Below are 19839 nucleotides of genomic sequence, written 5' to 3'. Positions count from 1 at the left end.
AATAGCCATGAGCACCAACGAGAACCCGCTGCAGCCGACTCAGCCGCCGACGCTCGGCAGCGACACCAACTTCGAAAGCTCGATCGCCCACGACCTCAACGGTTCGGGCACGGCCGACGTCACCGAATACGACGTCGACGGCGACGGCATCGCCGACGAGTTCCACTACGACACTGACAGCGACGGTCGGGTCGACGACATCTACGCCGACACCGACGGTGACGGCCAGCTCGACACTCGCTTCATTGACACCGATGGCGATGGCGTCATCGACTACGCCGATGTTGACCTCGACGGCGACGGCATCATCGAGACGACGATGTACGACACCGACGGCGATGGCGTGCTCGACACCGCTTGGGTCGACACCGACGGCGACGGTATGGCTGACGAGTTCTACACGCTCGACTCCGGCGCCACCCCGGTGCCCGCTCCCACCGACACCGGCTACGAGCCAGTCCCCCAGGACAGCACCGACCCGATCGCTGACACGACCGACTCCCCCGACTTCTACTCGGGCGAGGCGACTGTCGACACCGACGGCGATGGTGTCTTCGACTCGGCACTCATCGACACCGACGGCGATGGTGCCGCGGATGCACTCCTCACCGACCTCGACGGCGACGGTATTGGCGAGTCGGTCTGGCTCGACACCGACGGCGACGGCCAGTTCGACTCCTATGGTGTCGACAGCGATGGCGATGGCGTCATCGACAGCTTCGAAGACGGTCTCGACGGCGGCAACGTCGCCGACTTCCTCTGATTTTTGACCGCTCGGGAACTTTCCTCGCGCCCCGAGCATCCAACTACTGACTCCACACAGCAAGAACTTCCCGAAAGGACCCAGATCATGTCGCAGAACCTCAGCTTCAACAACGAGAACCTCAGCAGTGCCAGCGCTGCCAGCGCCGCCGACTCGGTTCCCGCCGACGGCGTGACCAACAACGAACCTGTCGAGTCGCAGCCGGTGCCGGCGCCAGAAGGTTCGGACGACAGCAACATCGTTGACTCGAACACCTACGGCGACAGCGTCGTCAACGACCTCGACCTCGATGGCGACGGCGTGGCCGACGCCACCCAGTACGACTTCGACGGCGACGGCAAGATCGACATGGTGGCAATCGACACCGATGGCGATGGCCAGGCCGACCTCTTCCAGATGGACCTCGACGGCGACGGCGTCAACGACGCCACCTCGGTCGACCTCGACGGCGACGGTGTCATCGATGAGTCGTACTTCGACAACGACGGCGACGGCCTTGCCGATGGTGACCTCTCCGAGAGCACGGCCGAGCCGATCAACGACGAGGGTGCGCCAGCGCCGACGCCGGAGCCCTCGGGACAGCCCGAGGCGGTCACGGTCGACGACATCACGCCCGAGGGCTACTCCTCCTCGGCGGCCTACGACCTCGATGGCGACGGCGTAGTTGACGTGACCGACTATGACCTCGACGGCGACGGCGTAGTCGACCAGTCAAACATTGACCAGAACAACGATGGCCTCGTCGACGAGGTGCAGATCGACATCGACGGCGACGGCGACATCGACGGCCGCCTCGTTGACACGAGCTTCGACGGCACCTTCGACTACGCCGAAGTTGACACGGATGGCGACGGTTACGTCGACACCCAGCTGCACGACACCGACGGTGACGGTCGCTTCGACACCATGCTCACCGACACCGATGGTGACGGCATCATGGACGAGACCACCGACCTCACCGACACCGGCATCGACAGCCCGTCGACCGGCCCGCAGTTCGACCTCGACGGTGATGGCATCAACGAGTCGACCTACGTCGACATCGACGGCGACGGCGTCGTTGACGCACTCGGCAGCGACTTCGACGGCGACGGCCTGGCCGAAGTGGTCTTCGTGGACACCGACGGCGATGGTCTCTACGACTCGGCCATGGTCGACACCGAAGGCGACGGCGTGCTCGACTCGGTCGTCGTCGACACCGACGGCGACGGCCAGTTCGACTCGACCTACGACCTCTAAGAAACTCCGGATGCGCGGGGCGGGAACTTTCCTCTCGCCCCGCGCATCTAACTACTGACTAACTTCCCAACGACTTCTCCACACACCGAAAGGCCGGGACCATGACCACGAACCACACCCCCAGCAGCTCGAACCAGAACAACCTCGACCTCGACTACGACGGCGTCAACGAAGCCACCACCATCGACCTCGATGGCGACGGCAAGCACGACGCAGTGCTCATTGACACCGACGGCGACGGCGACGGCGACACCGACCTCGCCCAGGCTGACATGGATGGCGACGGCCGCGCCGAGACCACCATCGTCGACACTGACGGTGACGGCCAGCCCGACATGGCCTACATCGACACCGACGGCGACGGCTTCGCAGACAAGGCCGAGGCCTTCGGTGAGGGCTCGAACGCGCCTGAGTCGAACTCGCCCAACCCCTCGCCGGTGCCGGCTCCGACCCCAAACCTGACTGAGCCCGACACCACGCAGCCCGAGCCCTCGCAGCCGAACAACCCGGCCCCGACTCCGGCGCCCGAGTCGAACTCGCCGGCTCCCGCGCCCGAGTCGAACACCGACTCGAACACCGACCCGATTGGCAACACCGCACCGGCTCCGACTGGCGAGCACACCGCTGAGGCCTTCGACTCCGACGGCGACGGCGTCGCCGACTCGGGCTACTTCGATCTCGACGGCGACGGCGTTGCTGAGTCGCTCGGCACCGACGTGGACGGCGACGGCTACGTCGACGTGCTCCAGACCGACACTGACGGCGACGGCGTGTACGACACCGTGACCGCCGATCTTGACGGCGACGGCTACCACGAGACCCTCGGCGTCGACACCGACGGCGACGGCAGCTACGACACCTTCGCGACCGACACCGACGGCGACGGCACCTACGAGACCGCCGGCCTCGACACCGATGGCGACGGCGTCGTCGACAGCGGCACCGGCGGCACCGGCGGCACCGGCGGCAACCAGGGTGGCGGCGCGGCACCGGTTGGTGACCCGACCACCGATCCGAGCACCGACCCGACGACCGACCCGACGGCACCCCCGGCCGGTGGCGACTCGGGCTACATCGACCTCGACGGCGACGGCTACAGCGAGACCTACGCATCCGACATCGACGGTGACGGCACCATCGACGTCTACGAAATCGACACCGATGGCGACGGCTACGTCGACACGGTGGGCGTCGACACCGACGGCGACGGCTACATCGACACCATCGGCGTCGACACCGACGGCGACGGCCAGATCGACACCGTCATGGCTGACACGGATGGCGATGGCACGATCGACAGCTACGCCTACGACACCGATGGTGACGGCGAGCTCGACACCTTCGACGACGGCAGCGTCTCGTCCACGAGCCCCGTTGCAGAGCCCACCCCCGAGGCCCCGACTGCGGAAGAGCCGACCACCGAGCCCACCCCCGAAGAGCCGACCACTGAGCCGGTGGCCGACCCGACCGGTGCCGGCACCGACTCCTCGGGCGGCGACTCGTACAGCGGCTACTCCGAAGACACCTTCGACAGTGATGGCGATGGCGTCCACGACTCGGCCTACTTCGACACCGACGGCGACGGCGTGACCGACGCCTTCGGCACCGACCTCGACGGTGACGGCGTGGTCGACGTGATCGGTATCGACACTGACGGCGACGGCGTCTACGACACCGTTGGCTACGACACCGACGGCGACGGCGTCATCGACAGCTACGACGTCGATGGCGACGGGGTCATCGACTACTAGGCCGGCTGCAAGTCTCGGTGTGCCGGGCGGTGAATACACCGCCCGGCACACCGGCACCTCCCCCACACTTCTCCCGCTTCTGCACCGCGAAGGAACGCTCATGTTGACGCCAGACGAGTCCACGATGAATGAGGAACCGCTGCTCGGTGACGCCCCGACCCTGAGCAGTGAGGCCTGGGACGGCATGCTCGATGACACCTTCATCGCACCGCCCGGCATCGTCGACCACCTCGTCGACAGCTACGACCCGATCTCCCCCACGACCGATGTCGCCGAAGACGGCAATTTGATTGACGAGGCCGGCGAGGGCTACGACGAGTCGGAGTTCCTGATTGACACCTCCGCCTTCGGTGGCGCCGCGCAATCGGCCGACGGTGAGTTGGCCGATGACAGCGACAGTGACGGCGAGACCGACGAACTTGATGGGCAAGATGGGCAAGATGGCGCGGCCTCGCACACCGAGTCTGACTACCTGCTTGACGAAGCCGAGTCATTCGAGGGCAACTCCGGTGCCTTTGACGAGTTCACCACCTTCGCGTTCGGTAACGACGGTGAGCTCGACGCCACGGATGCGCTGAGCCACGACCACGCGCTCGACGCCGACGACCCCTTCACCGCTCCCGACCATGATGTGTTGGACGGCACAGATGCGATGGACGGCACAGATGTGATCGACGGCACCGGCGGCGACCTCGACGGCGGCGTCTTCGACGATCTGTTTAACTAGCGCGCGTTCCTGCGCAGCAGCACACTCAGCAGTAGGCAGTTGGCGCTGCGGTTTGGCCTAGCGGCCGAGCCGCAGCGCCAAATTCGTGAACGAGCGGTCAAGCACCTGGTAAGCGTTCTGACGCACCGGGTAGGGCTCCACAACCGCCGCGCGCCGGGCTTCCACCGACCACTGCAGCGCTCGCTCGCGCAATTGCATAGGCGACGACGACGGCGGCATCGCGAGCTTCTCCGCATCATTGCGAGCCGCGAGCTGTCGATCGAGCATGGCGACAAGCGGGTGCGTCGGTTCAAGCGCAGCCAACCGTTCCAGCGCATCCAGTTCTTGCAACGGATGCAGTTCAGAACGCAGGTGCGCCTCGGCAACCATGGCCCGCAGCGGCGGTGGCGCGCCATTGCTCCACGCGAGTCGGTCGAGCTGTTCGAGGGCGCGGCGGGTTTTCACATAGGCGTAGCGGCCGACATAGCGCACGGCGAGGGCGCGACGGAGTTCATCCACGCCTGAGGCGCCGACCAGCCAATCGCTCAGCGCCCGGGCGCCCTGGCGCGCCGGAGTGCGACCGTGGCGGAGGCCATACTCACCGATCAACTCCACCAAGCGCGACACTTCGATATTCGCGACGCCGGGCGCGATCTCTGCGTAATCCTCGCTACCACGCAACTCGAGGTCGAGATCGGGCATGCGCGAGAGCTCCGCGAGGATGCTCGCATCCGATTCGCGGACGAGTCCCGCGCGTGCCGCCTGGGCCATATTGCCGGCGACGGCCACGACGCTGCCGATATGTGCGCCGTGCTGGGCGGCAAAGGTGGCCGCCCGTTCGCGGGCGAGGGTAATCGGGTCATCAGCACCCCAGGGCGTGCCACCGAAGGTGTCGGCGTGGCTGAGCACGCCGATGGCCCGCGCTGCGGCCTCGCCGGGCGTGGCAGTGACGCTGCCCCATTCGCGCAAGAACTCCATGTCGTCGCGCAGTGGCATGTCGTGAAAAACGTAGACGAGGGCATCAGCGGCGCGCACACCCTCGTGTCCGAGCACAGTGCGCCGCGTGGCTTCTTCGTAGCTCGTTGTGGTCGTGGCAAGACCGGGCGTATCAATGAGCGTCATATCGCGCAGTACTTCTGACTGCAGATAGACCACCGCATTGGCGATGTGTTCCAGCGGCACCGGCAGGTGTTCTGGCAGCGCGCCACCGACGAGATCGAACGGCACCCGGCGGCCATCGCGCAACACCACTTCGCCGCGCTCGGGCCCGCCGAACACGTAGTGCGTCGTGATCTTCGTGCATTCGACGGCGCTCGTGGGCGCCACGACCCGGCCGACGAGCGCGTTGACGAGCGTTGACTTACCAGCCTTCACGCGGCCAACGACGGCAAGCCGGATGGTGTCATCGAGTGAACGCCGCACCTGGTCGGTAACTCGCGCGGTGCCGCGACGGTCGACGGAGTCGAATGCGTCGCAGAGGTCGAGCACCGCACGACGCATCTGGTCACTCGCCTGCCGACTGTTCATACGCGCTCAGTCGTGGCGAGCGCGTAGCGCAGATCGGCGAGCGACTTCGGCTTGAATCGGTTACTGAACTGGCTCAGCGTGTCGTGGCCGCCGCTCGCACCGTTGTCCATGCGGGCGAAGATGGCATAGGGCTGACCGTCGTAGACGTAGTAGTGCGAGTAGCCGCCCGGTGACTGGTCGAAGGGACCTTCCCAGGTGAGGCCGGTGCGCTCTTCGCCAAGGTTCCAATCGGAGCCATTGCTGCCGTAGGCCGTCTCGCCGTACGACACCGCCGACTCGTGCGAGTCGAACTTCATGATGAACAGGTGCGTGTTCGGGCGGTCGTACCAGGTGCATTCGTTCGCGGTTGCACCCTCGATTTCGGTCGGCGTGCAGAACGCGCCATCAACCTTCACCACCCAATTGAGTGCCGCCTCGCTATCGAGGGCCGGGCAGTTCGCGCCGCTTGCCGCGGTCGACCCATCCCAGCAATCAATGTTGCCGGTCGGCACATCAATGGTCTCTACTGCAGTGGTCTCTTCGGTGTTGCCGCCGCCTCCGCCGAGGAGTGCCGTGGCACCCCAAATACCGCCACCAACGACGACGAGTGCGGCAACAATGATGCCGATGAGCGCACCGGTGCCGAGCTTCTTCTTCTTGGGACGTTCACGGTTGGCCATTGCGGCGCTATTGGCAGGGGCACCAGGGCCGGCGATGCCAAAGGGCCGTTGCGAGTTCGATGGGGTCGGCTGCGGTGCGCCTGCGGGACGGGCGGCATTGCCCGGGAATGAGGGCGCGGGCCCCGACGGGAACTGCGTGCGATTTGCGCCGGTCGGTGCCGGGGCAGGCCTGGCGGGCGCGCCCGTGGTTGGACGCGGCACGACGCCGGTGTTGTTCCAGTTGCCGCCAGGACCTGTCGGCCCGTTCGTACCACTGGGGCCACCGGGGCGGTTCGGACCAGCCGGACCAACCGGGCTCGCAGGACCGGCCGGTCCCACCGGGCTTGCTGGACGCTGCTGGTTCGCAGCACCGGAAGGCGCACCAGGCGCGGCCGGACCACCAGCGGGCCGCACCGGCGGTTGAGCGGGTCGAGCCGGCGTGCTGCCGGTAGCGCGACCCGGGTTCGCACCGCGGGCCGAGGTGTTCCCCACGAAGAGCGCGCCCTCAGGCACCACGAGCTTCGGGTCGTCAAGCGTCGCAATTGTGATCTGTGTGCGTTCCTTGATCATCTGGCTGATCGCCGGAGTGCGGGAAGAACCACCCGTGAGGTAGAGCACCTCGGGGGCCGGCCCCGATACGCGCTCAAAGACATCGGTGAGCAGCTTTGCCGCGCGAGCCATGTCATCGGCAATGAGCTTCTCGTACTCGGCGCGGGTGATCGTCACCACCGCGTCGTCATCGCCGAGACTCACCGAGACATCCGCATCCGGGCGCGTCGACAGCTCAGTCTTCGCGGCCGTGACGGCGCGGCTCAGCGAGGTCTGCGCCCGCAGTTCCGCCATTGTCTTCGGGCGGTGCAGGCGTTCGGCGAGCTCTTCGTGTCCGCGACGGGCGAGTGTCTCGAGGGTCCAGTCGAGCAGACGAGCGTCGAAGGTGCGGCCACCGAGCACCGGGTCGCCGCCGTAGGCGAGCACCTTGTAGCCGACCGGCAGCTGCGGGGCGCGCTCGAGCACCGCGATGTCGAGCGTGCCGCCGCCAAAGTCGAAAACCGCGACGCGGGAACCCGGCGCGGCACTGTGGTTGCGGGCGTAGTGGGCGGCGGCCGCGATCGGCTCGGGCACAGTGCGAATCGTCTCGGGCACGAAGCCCGCCTTAATCGCGCCGGTGCGCAACGCCTCAACCTGCGAGGGCGCCCAGGCAACCGGATGCGTGAGCCACACTTCCGAGGGCTGCTCGCCATTCTGCCGGCGGAGCGCCGCTTCGCGCACATACGAGTAGACCTCGGTGATGAGCGATTCGGGGCTCACAATCTGCCCCGCAAGCACCACTTCACCGCGGCCGATGAGCGCCTTCGGCGTGCGCTCGAAGCCATCGGGGTGACGCAATTGCGCGTTGATGGCTTCTTCACCGACGCGGAATCCGGTGGGTGTGAGCACGACTGCGGAGGGCATGGTGATGCCGCCATCGCTCAACGCGATGGGTCGCACGACACCCTGAACTTCGATCGCCGCCGCTGTATTCGACGTACCGAAATCGATCGCAAGCCGCCAGGCCATCAGCACCGAATCCTTTCATCGTGCGGCATCACCGCGAACCGTCTAAAACATGCCTCCCCTGAGGATACGAGGTCAGGGGGCCGCTTACGATTCAGCTTCAACTAACCGGCGCACTTCGGCATCAGCTTGCGCGATGACTTTTTCAAGATCGGCGATGCGTGGCTCCAATTGTTTGATGCGTTTTGCCCGTTCGCTTTCACTCGCGCGTCGAGCCGATTCGAGACGGTCGAGCTCGGCTTTCGCCTCGTTCGCTGAGGCGCGCAGATCGCGGTCGAACACCTTTTTCGCATCCGTTGACACGACCTGGAGCACGCCACGCACGGCGCGATCGAGAATCTCGCGCAACTCGATCGTTGCGTCGCCCACGGTCTGCAAGAACGACTGGCGTTTCGCCTGACGCCGCGCAAGCAGCGTGCCGAGCGACCCCATCACCGACATACCGATGAGGGCCGCACCAACCGGGCCGAGGAGGGCACCGAGGGCGAGACCGCCAATACCCGAGCCCATGATGAAGCCCGAAAAGAGCGTGCGCGGGTCAAGCGAGGCAGCCTGCTGTTCGATGGGTCCACGCGGGGCCTGGCCTGCCTCATTCGCCCGCCGTTCGACCTCACCGAAGAGCGTGCGATGCGGATCCATACCGGCCGCCGAATAGAGCTCGTTGAGCAATTGGCCGGAGCGCTCGGCAATACCGCGCATCGCCATATTGACATTGACTTCGAGGTCGGCGGCAAGTTCGTTCTGCAACACAAGCACCTGCTTCGCGCCGAGGCCAGTGCCCTTCGACTGCACCTTTTGCCGCCATGCCGCACCGAATTCACGCACGAGTCGGGAGTTCGCTGCGGTGAGGTCAACGCGCACGCGGTCAACCTGCGCGTTCCAGTCGTAGCGCGAGTCTTCGAAGGTGCGCATGAGCTCTTCGCGGTGCTTGCGCAATTCGACGAGTTCCTTGTGTTTCGCCTCGTGCTCAGCATCGTCGCCGCTGAGCGCCACTCGCTCCGCCTGCAGTTTCTCGAGGGGCCGAGACAGCAGGCCAATCCCCTGCCGCAGTGCATTGAGCGTCGGCAGCTGGTTCGCGCGTTCGAGCGGTGCACGCAGGGCTGCGGCGAGTTCGGGGATGCGGCTGGCTTCGAACAAGCGCTGCCGCCGGGCCGGGTCGTGCTCGGCCGACGCCCGCTCGCCCCAGGCGCCTGAGACACCGATCACCGGCGCATTGGCGAGGCGTGGGAGTCGTTGCGCGATCACCTCTCGGTTTTCATCGACGATCTGCTGCCAATTGTTTTGGTAGAGGTCGATCTTGGTGACGGCGATGACGACCGATTCGACCTGGGTGCTGCATCGCTCAAGAAAATCGAGCGCCGGCACGGTGATGCGGCCGGTGGCATCGGTCACCACAAGGAGCACACTCGCATCGCGCGCCCGCGTGAGGGCCCGCAGGGCATAGGCCTCGCTGAGCCCACCGGCGCCCGGGGTGTCGACAATGACGCAGTTCTGCACGAATCCGGGGCGCACCGCGAGCGAGGCTTGCAACGGTGCCTCTTCGGCATTGAGGAGCGTTGGCGAATCGAGACGAATCCACTGGTCGAGGTGGGTTGCCGGGATGCGTCGCAGCTTCGGTTCGCTCGCATACTCGAGTTCGGCCTGCCCGAGCGGAAACGCCTCGCTTGCCGGGGTGTAGTTCACCGCGAGCGCGGTCATTTCCGCGGGCCCGGCCGGAGCGAGCCGGGCTTGAGCGAGCAGGGCATTCACGAGCGTCGACTTGCCGCGGTTCATTTCGCCGACGACCACGATGCTTGGTAGCTTGCCGCGCGAGTCCTTCACCATCCGAGCGATGGCCGCGAACTGTTGCTGTAGCCCATACGACTTCGCCGCGGTTCCGAGCGAACGAAATGCAACGGTGGCCGGGTTCGGCGGTTTCGCCGCAGCCGGCGGCGTTGCACCGGGTGCGGAGGCGGCGTCGGTGGTCATGTGGCCAAACTAGTTGCCAGGTGGTGGCTCTCGCCACCTGCGCGAGGTGGCACACAGATCAATCGCCACGATGATGTTGCCGCAGTCAGCGCTGCGGGTGCTGGCCGAGTCACGCCGCCTCAATCACGCGCGCACCGGGCACCGGCCCACTCGCCCGCACCACTCGATGCCCCTCACGCCGGAACGTGGCCGCAAGCGCGTCGGCACCGGCTGCATCCGCCGCCAAGAACCCGAGTGTTGGCCCCGAGCCCGAGACAATGCCCGCGAGCGCCCCGTGCGTCTCACCAAATTCAAGTGCCTCAGCGAGGTCTGGACGCAATTGCAGCGCGGGGGCCTGCAGATCGTTCGACAGCGCATCCGCGAGTGCGACCGGGTCGCCCGCGCGCAGGGCGTGCAAGACCCGCGCTTCGATTTCAGGATCGACCACCGGGCCGAGGGCTGCGCCGTGCTTTGCGCGATGCTCGTCGAGCGCGCGGAAGGTGAGCGGGGTCGACATCCCCTCGTCGCTGAGGCGCAACACCCACTCGAACGTGCCTTCGGTGAGTACGGGCGAGAGCACATCGCCGCGACCGGTACCGAGTGCGACGCCGCCAGCGACCGCGAACGGCACATCGGCGCCGAGCTTCGCGGCGAGGGCGACGAGATCTTCGCGGGTGAGGTTAGTGCCCCAGAGCGCATCGCAGGCGACCAGTGCCGCTGCCGCATCGGCCGAACCGCCGCCCATGCCACCGGCGATCGGTACCCGCTTCGTGATCGTGAGCGCCGCATCCGCCGGATGCCCCGTCGTGTCAGCAAGCAGGCGCGCCGCTCGAATCGCGAGGTTCGACTCATCGGTGGCGAGGTCACTCGTATCGATGGGCCCTGGCGCGTACTCGAGGCTCAACCCTTCGGCGCGGTGGGCGGTGACATCTTCGGTGAGATTGAGCGCAAGAAAGACCGTGGCGAGCGGGTGATAGCCGTCGTCGGCAAGATCGCCCACCGCGAGCGCGACGTTGATCTTGCCGGGCGCGCGGGCGGTGACGAAATTCTGCATGCGTCCAGGCTAGCGAGGCTTGGCTCTACGGCGCCGGGATGCGCGCGAGCCGCACGAACGCATCCGGTTCGAGTGCCTCGCCGCGCGCGGTCGGATCGATGCCGGCGGCTTCGAGCGCCTCCGTGGCAAGCTGCGAGGAACCGTCGAAGCAGGCCGCGAGTGATTGCCGCAGCATCTTGCGGCGCTGACCGAAGGCCGCATCGACGAGCGCGAACATGCGTCGGCGCAGGGCCTCGTCACCCGGATGCGCCTCGTGTGCTTCGAATGACACGAGCACCGAATCGACATTCGGCACCGGCCAAAACACCTTGCGGCCGACGAGCCCGGCCGTGCGCCAGGTGCCGTACCAGGCAGCCTTGACGCTTGGCGAGCCGTACACCTTCGAGCCGGGACTTGCGGCGAGCCGCTCCCCCACCTCGCGCTGCACCATGACGACGCCGCGGCGCAGCGACGGCACCCGCTCGAGCAGGTGCAGGAGCACGGGCACCGATACGTTGTACGGCAGATTGGCGACGATGGCGACCGGTTCACCCGGCACCTCGTCGACGCGCAGCGCATCCTGGGTGATCACCTCGAGGCGATCAGCGACCGTGGGCGCCATGACTTCGGTGGTGCGCGGCAGCTGCGCGGCGAGCCGCTCATCGATCTCGATGGCGGTCACCGCGGCGCCGGCCTCAAGGAGCGCGAGGGTGAGCGAGCCGAGTCCCGGACCCACTTCGAGCACCCGCTCGCCCGGCGACACGGATGCGGTGGTCACGATGCGACGCACCGTGCCGTGATCGTGCACGAAGTTCTGGCCGAGCTTCTTCGTCGGCTGCACATCGAGGAGTGCCGCCAAGTCACGGATCTCGGCCGGGCCGAGGAGCTTCACCTCGCTCATGCGGCACGCTCCGCGCGCCACGCAGCCCGTGCTTCGGGGTCGAAGGGCCCGTAGAGACCAAGCGTGTTCTCAGCCACCTGCCCGGCGAACTCGTCCGCATCCGTGCCGAGGTGCTCGGCCATGAAGCGCAGCGTGACCGGCAAGAGGTAGGGCGCGTTTGGGCGGCCGCGGAAGGGGATCGGTGTGAGGAAGGGCGCGTCGGTTTCGACGAGGATGAGTTCCCGCGGAATCACTTCGAGCGCCTCGCGGAGATTCGGGGCGTTCTTGAACGTCACATTCCCCGCGAACGAGAGGAACCAGCCTTCCTCGGCCGCGATGCGGGCGAGGGCGGCATCACCCGAGAAACAGTGGAACACAGTGCCGGCAGGCGCCCCCACGCGACGCAGGGTCTCAACGACGGCGTCATGCGCCTCCCGGTCGTGAATCTGCATCGGCAGACCCAGGCGCTTCGCCATGTCGATATGCGCTTCAAACGAGGCGAATTGCGCAGCGATTGGCTCGTCGCCCGAGGTGCGGAAGAAATCGAGGCCGGTCTCGCCGATCGCGGCCACGCGCGGGTCGTGCGCGAGTTGCTCGATCTGCGCCCACGCATCCTCGAGTTCGCCGCGGGCGGCAAGCTCAGGCGCCTCATTTGGATGCACGGCCACGGCCGCGAGCAACCGCGCGTCTTCGTTCGCGGCCTCGACCTGCCAGCGGCTCGAGCGCAAATCGCCCCCGACCGTGATCGCACCGAGGATGTTCGCGTCGGCCGCGAGATCCATATGCTCGCGCACCGAGAGCCCGACCTCCCCATCCTCAATTTCGAGGTGGGTGTGATTGTCATAGCAGGCGACCGCGAGCGGTGCCGGCACCTCGGGGTACTTCAGTTCGCGACGTTGCCCGGTTTCGGCGACGGTATCGCGACGCTGCGGATACGGCATGCGGGCGACCTAGTCGGCCTGCTCGACGCGCGGGAAGAGCGCGGGCAGTTCGCCGACGCGGCCGCTTGAGCGCCAGTCGAGGGCGTCGGCGATGCGCTGCTCGTCGAGCGCGCCTTCGGCACCGAGCGCCGCCCAGAGCTTGTCGGTCGCCTGCGGCAAAATCGGGTGCAGGAGCACGGCAAGCACGCCAAGGCCGCGCACGGCGGTGTCGAGCACGGCGGCAAGGCGGTCGCGAGTGTCCTCGCTCTTTGCGAGCACCCACGGCTGCTGCTCGGTGATGTAGAGATTGAGCGCATCAACGAGCTGCCACACCTCGGCAATCGCCTGGTCGATGGCAAAGCGGTCGATGGCAGCATCGGCGGTGGCGGTGATGCTGTTTGCGAGCGTGAGGATGCGTTCATCCGCCTCGTCGCGCGCGGCCACCTCAGGGAGTTCGCCGTCGAAGTACTTGTGCACCATCGCGATGACGCGCGAGGCGAGGTTGCCGAAGCCGTTCGCGAGTTCGGCGTGGTAGCGGGCGTGGAGGTCTTCCCACGAGAACGAGCCGTCCTGGCCGAAGTGGATGGCGCGCATGAAGTAGTAGCGGAAGGCGTCGGTGCCGAACACGTCGGTGATCTCGTGCGGCGGGATGCCGGTGAGCTTCGACTTCGACATCTTCTCGCCGCCGACGAGCAGCCAGCCGGTCGCGAACACGCGCTGCGGCGGTTCGATGCCGGCGGCCATGAGCATCGCGGGCCAGATCACCGCGTGGAAGCGGAGGATGTCTTTACCAACGACGTGGTGGGCGGGCCAGCGGCGCTCGAACTCGCCGTCGTCGTCGCCGAAGCCAATCGCCGTGACGTAGTTGAGCAGCGCGTCGAACCACACGTAGATGACGTGCGCGTCGTCCCACGGCACCTTGATGCCCCAGTCGAAGCTCGTGCGCGAGATCGACAGGTCGTGGAGGCCCGAGCGCACGAAGCTCACGACCTCGTTGCGGGCCGACTGCGGCTGGATGAAGTCGGGGTTCGCCTCGTAGTAGTCGAGCAGCGGCTGCTCGAAGTCGCTGAGGCGGAAGAAGTAGTTGCGCTCGCTGAGCAGCTCCATCGGCTTCGAGTGGATCGCGCACACCTGCTGGCCCTCGTACTGGCCCTCGCCCGCGACGATCTCCGACTCGGGCTTGAACTCCTCGCAGCCGACGCAGTAGAGCGCCTCGAACTCGTCCTCGTAGATGAAGCCGGCGTCGTTGAGCTGCGAGAGGAACTTCTGCACGCGCACCTCGTGGCGCTCGTCGGTCGTGCGGATGAAGTCGTCGTTCGAGAGGTTGAGCGTCTTGAGCAGCGGCTTCCACGCCTCTTCGACGAGCTTGTCGGCCCACTCCTTCGGGGTGACGTCGTTCGCGGCGGCCGAGCGGAGGATCTTCTGCCCGTGCTCGTCGGTGCCGGTGAGGAACCAGGTGTCGTCGCCGCGCTGGCGGTGCCAGCGGGCGAGCACGTCTGCCGCCACTTCGGCGTAGGCGTGCCCGATGTGGGGCACGTCGTTGACGTAGAAGATGGGGGTAGTGAGGTAGAACGAGTCACCGGAAGCCATGCCGGCCAGTCTACCGAGGCACGGGGCGGCGATTGCGCACTGTGACAGCTCGCACGGCGACGAGCGCCTAGAAGTCCCACCCGTCATCGTCCAAGCGGTTCCACTCGGCTGCCGTGAAGAGATGCACGGTACGGAATCGCTGTTCCAGGGTCGCTTTGAGCGTCGCATCCACGAAGAGGCACGACTCGTAGCCGTCCTCGTCGGAGAGCAGGACCCGCTTCTCGGAGCGGGTGATCGCCTGTTCGCCGTCGCCGTCGCTGTCGCCGTCGACCCACTCCACCTCGTCTCCGATGCGCAGGTCGTCCCTCCGAAGCAGGAAGAACGTCTCGTCGGTGAGCGGCTGCCCCTTCGTGTTCACGATCGACGCCCGACTCCGGTCGAACGCGTAGTCGAAGCGGTGGTCCTCGAGGAACACGAGCAGGCGCTCCGACAGGATGAAGAAGTCGCCGTAGGGGATGAAGTCGAAGTGCACCGCGTTCACTCGCTTGAGGCAGATCGTGACGTGCTCCGGCATCGGCGGCAACGGTTCCGGTGAGTAGGTCGCCGCCCAGGGGAAGTCGAAGTCGGGGTGCGTCCGCTTCGTGTCGAATCGCTCGGAGATGCCGATCATCCCCGACGCCTCGGGCGGCACTCCTTCCGCTTCGAGCGCGGCGATCGACTGGATGGGATAGCCCCAGAGCAGCAGCGGCGTCGGCAACGTTTCCTCCCCGAATATCCGGAGTCAGTGGGCCGCGAGCGCGGCCTCGTAGAGGTCTCGACGGCGCAGGCCGGTCGCTTCGGCGACCTGCGCCGTCGCGTCTTTCAGGCGCATCCCGTCGGCGACGAGCCGCCGCACCTCGGCGAGCGCGTCGGCCGGGTCGGTCTCGACCGCCGCCGCGCCGCCGAGCACGATGACGATCTCGCCGCGCACGCCGTCGGCCGCCCACTCGGCGAGCTCGGCGAGCGTGCCGCGGCGGGTCTCCTCGTGGAGCTTCGTGAGCTCGCGGCACACGGCGGCCCGGCGCTCCGGCCAGGCGGCGGCGAACTCGGCGAGGGTCGCGGCGAGCCGATGCGGCGACTCGTAGAGCACGGCGGTGCGCGGCTCGGCGGCGAGTTGCGCGATGAGCTTCGCCCGCTCCCCCGCCTTCCGCGGCGCGAAGCCCTCGAACGTGAACCGGTCGGTCGGCAGGCCCGACACCGCGAGCGCGGTGATCACGGCGCTCGGGCCGGGCACGCTCGTCACGGTGACGCCGGTGTCGGCGCACGCGACGACGACCGGGTAGCCGGGGTCGGAGATGCCGGGCATGCCCGCATCCGAGACGAGCACGACGTCGCCCTCGGCGGCCCGCTCGGCGAGCTCGGCGGCGAGCTCCCGCTCGTTGTGCTCGTTGAGCGCGAGGAGCTTCGGCCGTTCCTCGATGCCGAGGAGCTGGAGCAGCTTCGCGGTGGTGCGGGTGTCTTCGCAGGCGACGAGGTCGGCGTTCCGGAGCGTCTCGACGAGTCGCGCGGAGGCGTCGCCGAGGTTGCCGATCGGGGTGCCGGCGAGGATGAGCATGAGGCCTACTTCCAGCCGGGGAGCCAGTGGGTGGAGTTCCAGTACCAGGTGGGCACCTGGATGCCGACCCACGTCGGCAGGAACCAGAGCGAGACTAGCACGACTGCGACGAGGAAGCCGCAGCAGACGTTCACCGCGACGGTGCGCTGGCGGCGATCATCCTTGGCGGAGCCGGCGATCGTCTGGAGCGCGAAGGCGGCCGCGAGGAAGGCGAACGGCAGCCAGGCGATGACGTAGAAGTGGTAGACCGACGTGCGCCCGGTGAGGAGCCACGGCAGCCAGCCCGCGAACCAGCCGGTGAGGATCGCGCCGTAGCGCCAGCTCGGGTTGACGAAGACGTACATCGCGAGGAAGACGATGCCGATCGTGCCGAGCCAGAAAATGAGCGGGTTCGAGAGCGAGGTGATTGCGGTGACGCACTCGTTGAACATGCATCCGGGTTCGCCGGCCTTCGAATATTCGTAGCTGAAGGCCGTCGGACGCAGGAGGAATGGCCACTCGAGCGGGCCGGAGTTATAGGGGTGGTCGCTGGCGAGGCCCGAGTGAAAGCGGAACGCCTCGGAGTGGTAGTGCCAGAGGTTTTGGATGCTGTAGGGAACCCATTCGAGCGCGCCGGTCCAGGCGCGGGTGGCCGGTTCGCCCTCGACCCAATCGCGGTAGAAGCCGCCGGAGGTGGCGAGCCAGCCGGTCCAGCTCGCCAGGTAGACCGCGATGGCGGCGGGCACCGAAATGAGGAACGAAGCCCAGCCCTGCTTCAGAGTCGCGGCTGAGAACCAGAGCCGGATGCCCGCCTCGCGTCGCGCGAACAGGTCAATGACGATCGTCGCGAGACAGAAGGCGGCGAGGAAGTACGCGCCCGACCATTTGATGCTGCTCGCGAGACCGAGCGCGATGGCCATGGCGAGCAGCCACGGCCGGTTCCAGAGGATCGGTCCCCAGCCCGGCTGCTCGGGCGGCGCATCCTCGGTTGATGCGGGCTGGCGGGCGCGCCACTTCGCGACCCAATCGAGCAGCTGCCGTCGCTGGTGCTCGCGGTCGTAGAGCAGGAAGAGGAAGCCGAGCAGCACGAAGAACATGAGCAGGCCGTCGAGAATCGAGATGCGACTCGTGACGATGGCGTGCCCGTCAATGGCGAGGAAAAGTGCGGCGATGGCAGCAAGCGGCACATTGCTCAGGAGCTTGCGGGCGACGAGATAGAGGAGCGGCACGGCGAGCGTGCCGAAGAACGCGACGGCGGCGCGCCAGGCGAAGGCGTTTTCGGGACCGATGAGGTGCATCCCCCAGCCGATGAGGTACTTGCCAAGCGGCGGATGCACGACGTAGCTCGGCTCGTCGGGGTTGTAGGCGTAGACGGTGCCTGCGGCGAAGAGGTCGCGGCCGTCTTCGGGGTATTTTGCTTCGTAGCCCTCGTTCGACAGCGACCAGCCGTCGAGCACGTAGTAGACCTCGTCGAAGACGAGGCGGTGCGGATGCCCGAGCGCGACAAAGCGCAGGAGTGCGGCGATGAGGGTGATGATGCCGACGATGACCCACTCGGTGCGCCGTCTGAGTTCGGGCGTGGCGGTGAGCTTCGCCCAGAGATCATCGGCCCAGGAGCCGGCGGGCGGGGTGAGCCGGTGCGAACCCGAGCGTGCGCCAGACGGCGCGCTCGATACTGCGGGGCTTGCGTGGCTCATCCAGCCCATCGTAGGTGCTCGGATGCGCGCCCCCATCCGGCTAGCGGTTGACGCGCGGGCCACTGTACCGAATTGTCACGCCTGAGCCGAGTTACCGCCTATACAGCAGAATGAGAGCTGAGGCGTGACTTTTCGGCACAGCACTACGCTGCCGCCGGCTCGTGACGATGCTCGCCGCGACGAATCACGGCCAGGATGTGTCGGGAAACCTCGCCCCATCGATACATCACATCCGCATAGGTCACTCGAATCACCAGGTAGCCCCGCCCGATGAGCACTTGATCACGACTGCGGTCCCCCTGATGATTCTCGACGCCCGTGTGGTGCTTGATGCTGTCAACCTCAATGATCAACCGCTGCCCGATCAGAAAATCGACCCGACCCACCCGCCTGATTCTCGCCTGCGCTCGATGTCGGATGCGGTTCGACTCGAGCCAGAGCCGTACTTTGGTCTCGGTGCCCGACTCGCACACGCCTTGGATCCGGGACACAGCATCTAGCGTGATTTTCGGTAGGCCCTCAGCAATCACCCGGAGTTCTGACCGTGTGAGAAAACCCCGCTGCACAATTGAGTCGCCGACGATGATGATCTCTTCCGGAGTCAACGTCATGAGCGCCACCCTGAAGGCGAGCCGAGGCGGGTCAACGGCACCGTCGCACGGTCGCGCCGAATCTTCTCGAAGCGCCACCGCTTGAATCCCTGCTTGCGGACGAATGCGGTCAATTCGCGCCGCGCGCACGACGATCGGGTAGTGAAGGTTCCACGCGCCGTGAATCGCGAGGGCGCTTGCCCCGGAGAGAACACCGCCCGCTGCCACTGCGGTGAGCACCTCGGGAGGAACCGCAACTCCCAAGTGCCGGTACCAGCCCCGACGGATCACGACTACTTCACCCGTCGCCTGCATGGCTCGAAGCGACCGTCGAGTGACGCCGTTGGCAACGAGTTGAGCGGTTGTCATGCATCCGTGGTGGCGACGGAACAGCGCAGGGATGTTCGGCATGGCCGACAGGGTGACGGCAGACCCTTGCTGATACCGGTCTCAAACCCTGGGTCTGTGGACGCATTGATTTCCACAGGGGGTGCGGTAGACGTACCCAATTGTCACGCCCGAGCCGATTTGATGCCTATATGCGCCTATTGCGGCCCAGGCGTGACAATTCGGTACACGTTGCTAGTCGCGCGGGGCGCCGAAGGTGAGCGAACTCGGGCCGACGCGGCCCTCATCCCCGAGGTCAAGCGCCGAAATCGCGGCCATTTCATCGGCGGCGAGCTCAAAGCCGAACAGGTCGAGGTTCTCGCGCATCCGGTCGACCGAGTTGGTCTTCGGGAAGATCACATTCCCGAGCTGCAGGTGCCAGCGCAGCACCACCTGCGCGATAGTGCGACCGTGCTTCGCGGCAATCTCCGCCAACACCGGCTGATCAAACAGTGCCGCCGCGGCCCGGGCAATCGGGCTCCACGCCTCGACCACGATGCCCCGCTCGGCACAGAACGCGCGCAATTCCTCGCGCACATACAGCGGATGCACTTCAATCTGGTTCACGGCCGGCACCTCGCCGGTCTCGCTGATGAGCCGCTCGAGGTGGTCCTCGTGGAAGTTGCAGACGCCAATCGAGCGGGTGCGGCCCGATTCCCGCAGCGCCGGGAAGTCGGCCCAGGTCGCGACGTACTGATCGACCGTCGGCACCGGCCAGTGGATGAGGTAGAGGTCGACATAGTCGAGACCCAGCCGCTCGAGTGAGGCATCCAATACCTCGGATGCGCGCCCGGCACCCTGGTCGTCGTTCCAGAGCTTCGTCGTCACGTAGAGCTCATCGCGGGGAATACCGCTCGCCGCGAGCGCCCGGCCCACGCCCTCTTCATTGCCGTAGATGCGGGCCGTGTCGATGTGCCGATAGCCGAGTTCGGGTGCCTCGAGCACGGCGCGCTCGGCGTCATCGGCCTCGATTTGATAGGTGCCGAAGCCAAGTTGCGGAATCGAAGTGCCATAAAGCAGCGGGATGTTGGGAATCGTCTCGTCGGTCATGCCCAAATTCTCGCGCGGCAAGGTTGCACGCGGGCTGACTAGGCTGATCAGGTC

The 19839-nt window shown here is 66.6% G+C and carries 16 protein-coding genes; 4 read left to right on the top strand and 12 right to left on the bottom strand.

Going from position 1 to position 19839, the window contains the following annotated elements; translation table 11 throughout:
* Positions 1 to 7 precede the first annotated feature (7 nt).
* The 4 genes from EG850_RS08500 (at position 8) to EG850_RS08485 (ending at position 4480) form a co-directional block, all read left to right on the top strand.
* Positions 8 to 763 (top strand): hypothetical protein, encoded by a 756-nt coding sequence (locus EG850_RS08500; RefSeq protein WP_124972503.1) that lies wholly within the window; start codon positions 8 to 10, stop codon positions 761 to 763.
* Between the two features lie 87 nt (positions 764 to 850).
* Positions 851 to 2002, top strand: a complete 1152-nt coding sequence (locus tag EG850_RS13275; RefSeq protein WP_185715002.1) for a hypothetical protein — start codon at positions 851 to 853, stop codon at positions 2000 to 2002.
* A 101-nt stretch (positions 2003 to 2103) separates the two neighbouring features.
* On the top strand, positions 2104 to 3753 hold the full coding sequence (locus EG850_RS08490; protein WP_124972500.1) for an autotransporter outer membrane beta-barrel domain-containing protein: 1650 nt from the start codon (positions 2104 to 2106) through the stop codon (positions 3751 to 3753).
* Positions 3754 to 3853: 100 nt separating this feature from the next.
* Positions 3854 to 4480: a hypothetical protein gene (locus tag EG850_RS08485; protein WP_124972498.1), complete on the top strand. Its 627-nt coding sequence runs from the start codon at positions 3854 to 3856 to the stop codon at positions 4478 to 4480.
* Positions 4481 to 4537: 57 nt separating this feature from the next.
* Here EG850_RS08485 and EG850_RS08480 read toward each other — a convergent pair whose 3' ends face one another.
* From EG850_RS08480 to EG850_RS08425, 12 genes are all read right to left on the bottom strand, one after another.
* Entirely contained in the window at positions 4538 to 5986 is a 1449-nt protein-coding gene (locus tag EG850_RS08480; protein WP_124972496.1) for a dynamin family protein, read from the bottom strand.
* Complete coding sequence (locus tag EG850_RS13670) at positions 5983 to 8181, bottom strand: Hsp70 family protein (protein WP_124972494.1); 2199 nt, start codon at positions 8179 to 8181, stop codon at positions 5983 to 5985. The genes EG850_RS08480 and EG850_RS13670 overlap by 4 nt, the downstream gene beginning before the upstream one ends.
* Before the next feature lie 84 nt (positions 8182 to 8265).
* Complete coding sequence (locus EG850_RS08470) at positions 8266 to 10146, bottom strand: dynamin family protein (RefSeq protein WP_124972492.1); 1881 nt, start codon at positions 10144 to 10146, stop codon at positions 8266 to 8268.
* 109 nt (positions 10147 to 10255) lie between these two features.
* Positions 10256 to 11179, bottom strand: a complete 924-nt coding sequence (locus tag EG850_RS08465) for a 4-(cytidine 5'-diphospho)-2-C-methyl-D-erythritol kinase (protein ID WP_124972490.1) — start codon at positions 11177 to 11179, stop codon at positions 10256 to 10258.
* A gap of 25 nt (positions 11180 to 11204) precedes the next feature.
* Positions 11205 to 12059: a 16S rRNA (adenine(1518)-N(6)/adenine(1519)-N(6))-dimethyltransferase RsmA gene (rsmA, locus tag EG850_RS08460; protein WP_124972488.1), complete on the bottom strand. Its 855-nt coding sequence runs from the start codon at positions 12057 to 12059 to the stop codon at positions 11205 to 11207.
* Entirely contained in the window at positions 12056 to 12979 is a 924-nt protein-coding gene (locus EG850_RS08455) for a TatD family hydrolase (RefSeq protein ID WP_124972486.1), read from the bottom strand. The genes rsmA and EG850_RS08455 overlap by 4 nt, the downstream gene beginning before the upstream one ends.
* Positions 12980 to 12988: 9 nt before the next feature.
* Positions 12989 to 14548: a methionine--tRNA ligase gene (metG, locus tag EG850_RS08450; protein WP_124972484.1), complete on the bottom strand. Its 1560-nt coding sequence runs from the start codon at positions 14546 to 14548 to the stop codon at positions 12989 to 12991.
* Between the two features lie 67 nt (positions 14549 to 14615).
* Positions 14616 to 15245 (bottom strand): Imm43 family immunity protein, encoded by a 630-nt coding sequence (locus EG850_RS08445; RefSeq protein ID WP_124972482.1) that lies wholly within the window; start codon positions 15243 to 15245, stop codon positions 14616 to 14618.
* A gap of 24 nt (positions 15246 to 15269) precedes the next feature.
* Complete coding sequence (rsmI, locus tag EG850_RS08440) at positions 15270 to 16082, bottom strand: 16S rRNA (cytidine(1402)-2'-O)-methyltransferase (protein ID WP_124972480.1); 813 nt, start codon at positions 16080 to 16082, stop codon at positions 15270 to 15272.
* Positions 16083 to 16087: 5 nt separating this feature from the next.
* Positions 16088 to 17758, bottom strand: coding sequence for a dolichyl-phosphate-mannose--protein mannosyltransferase (locus EG850_RS08435; RefSeq protein WP_185715001.1), 1671 nt, complete (start codon positions 17756 to 17758; stop codon positions 16088 to 16090).
* 143 nt (positions 17759 to 17901) lie between these two features.
* A complete protein-coding gene (locus EG850_RS08430) occupies positions 17902 to 18759 on the bottom strand; it encodes a type IV toxin-antitoxin system AbiEi family antitoxin domain-containing protein (RefSeq protein WP_124972476.1) in 858 nt (285 codons plus the stop codon).
* Positions 18760 to 18930: 171 nt separating this feature from the next.
* Positions 18931 to 19785 (bottom strand): aldo/keto reductase, encoded by an 855-nt coding sequence (locus EG850_RS08425; RefSeq protein WP_124972474.1) that lies wholly within the window; start codon positions 19783 to 19785, stop codon positions 18931 to 18933.
* Positions 19786 to 19839 lie beyond the last annotated feature (54 nt).

It is taken from the genome of Gulosibacter macacae (assembly GCF_003865375.1).
Taxonomy (GTDB): Bacteria; Actinomycetota; Actinomycetes; order Actinomycetales; family Microbacteriaceae; genus Gulosibacter; species Gulosibacter macacae.
Note: the sequence above shows the minus strand (reverse complement) of the source record. Positions and strands in the feature narration are given on the sequence as shown.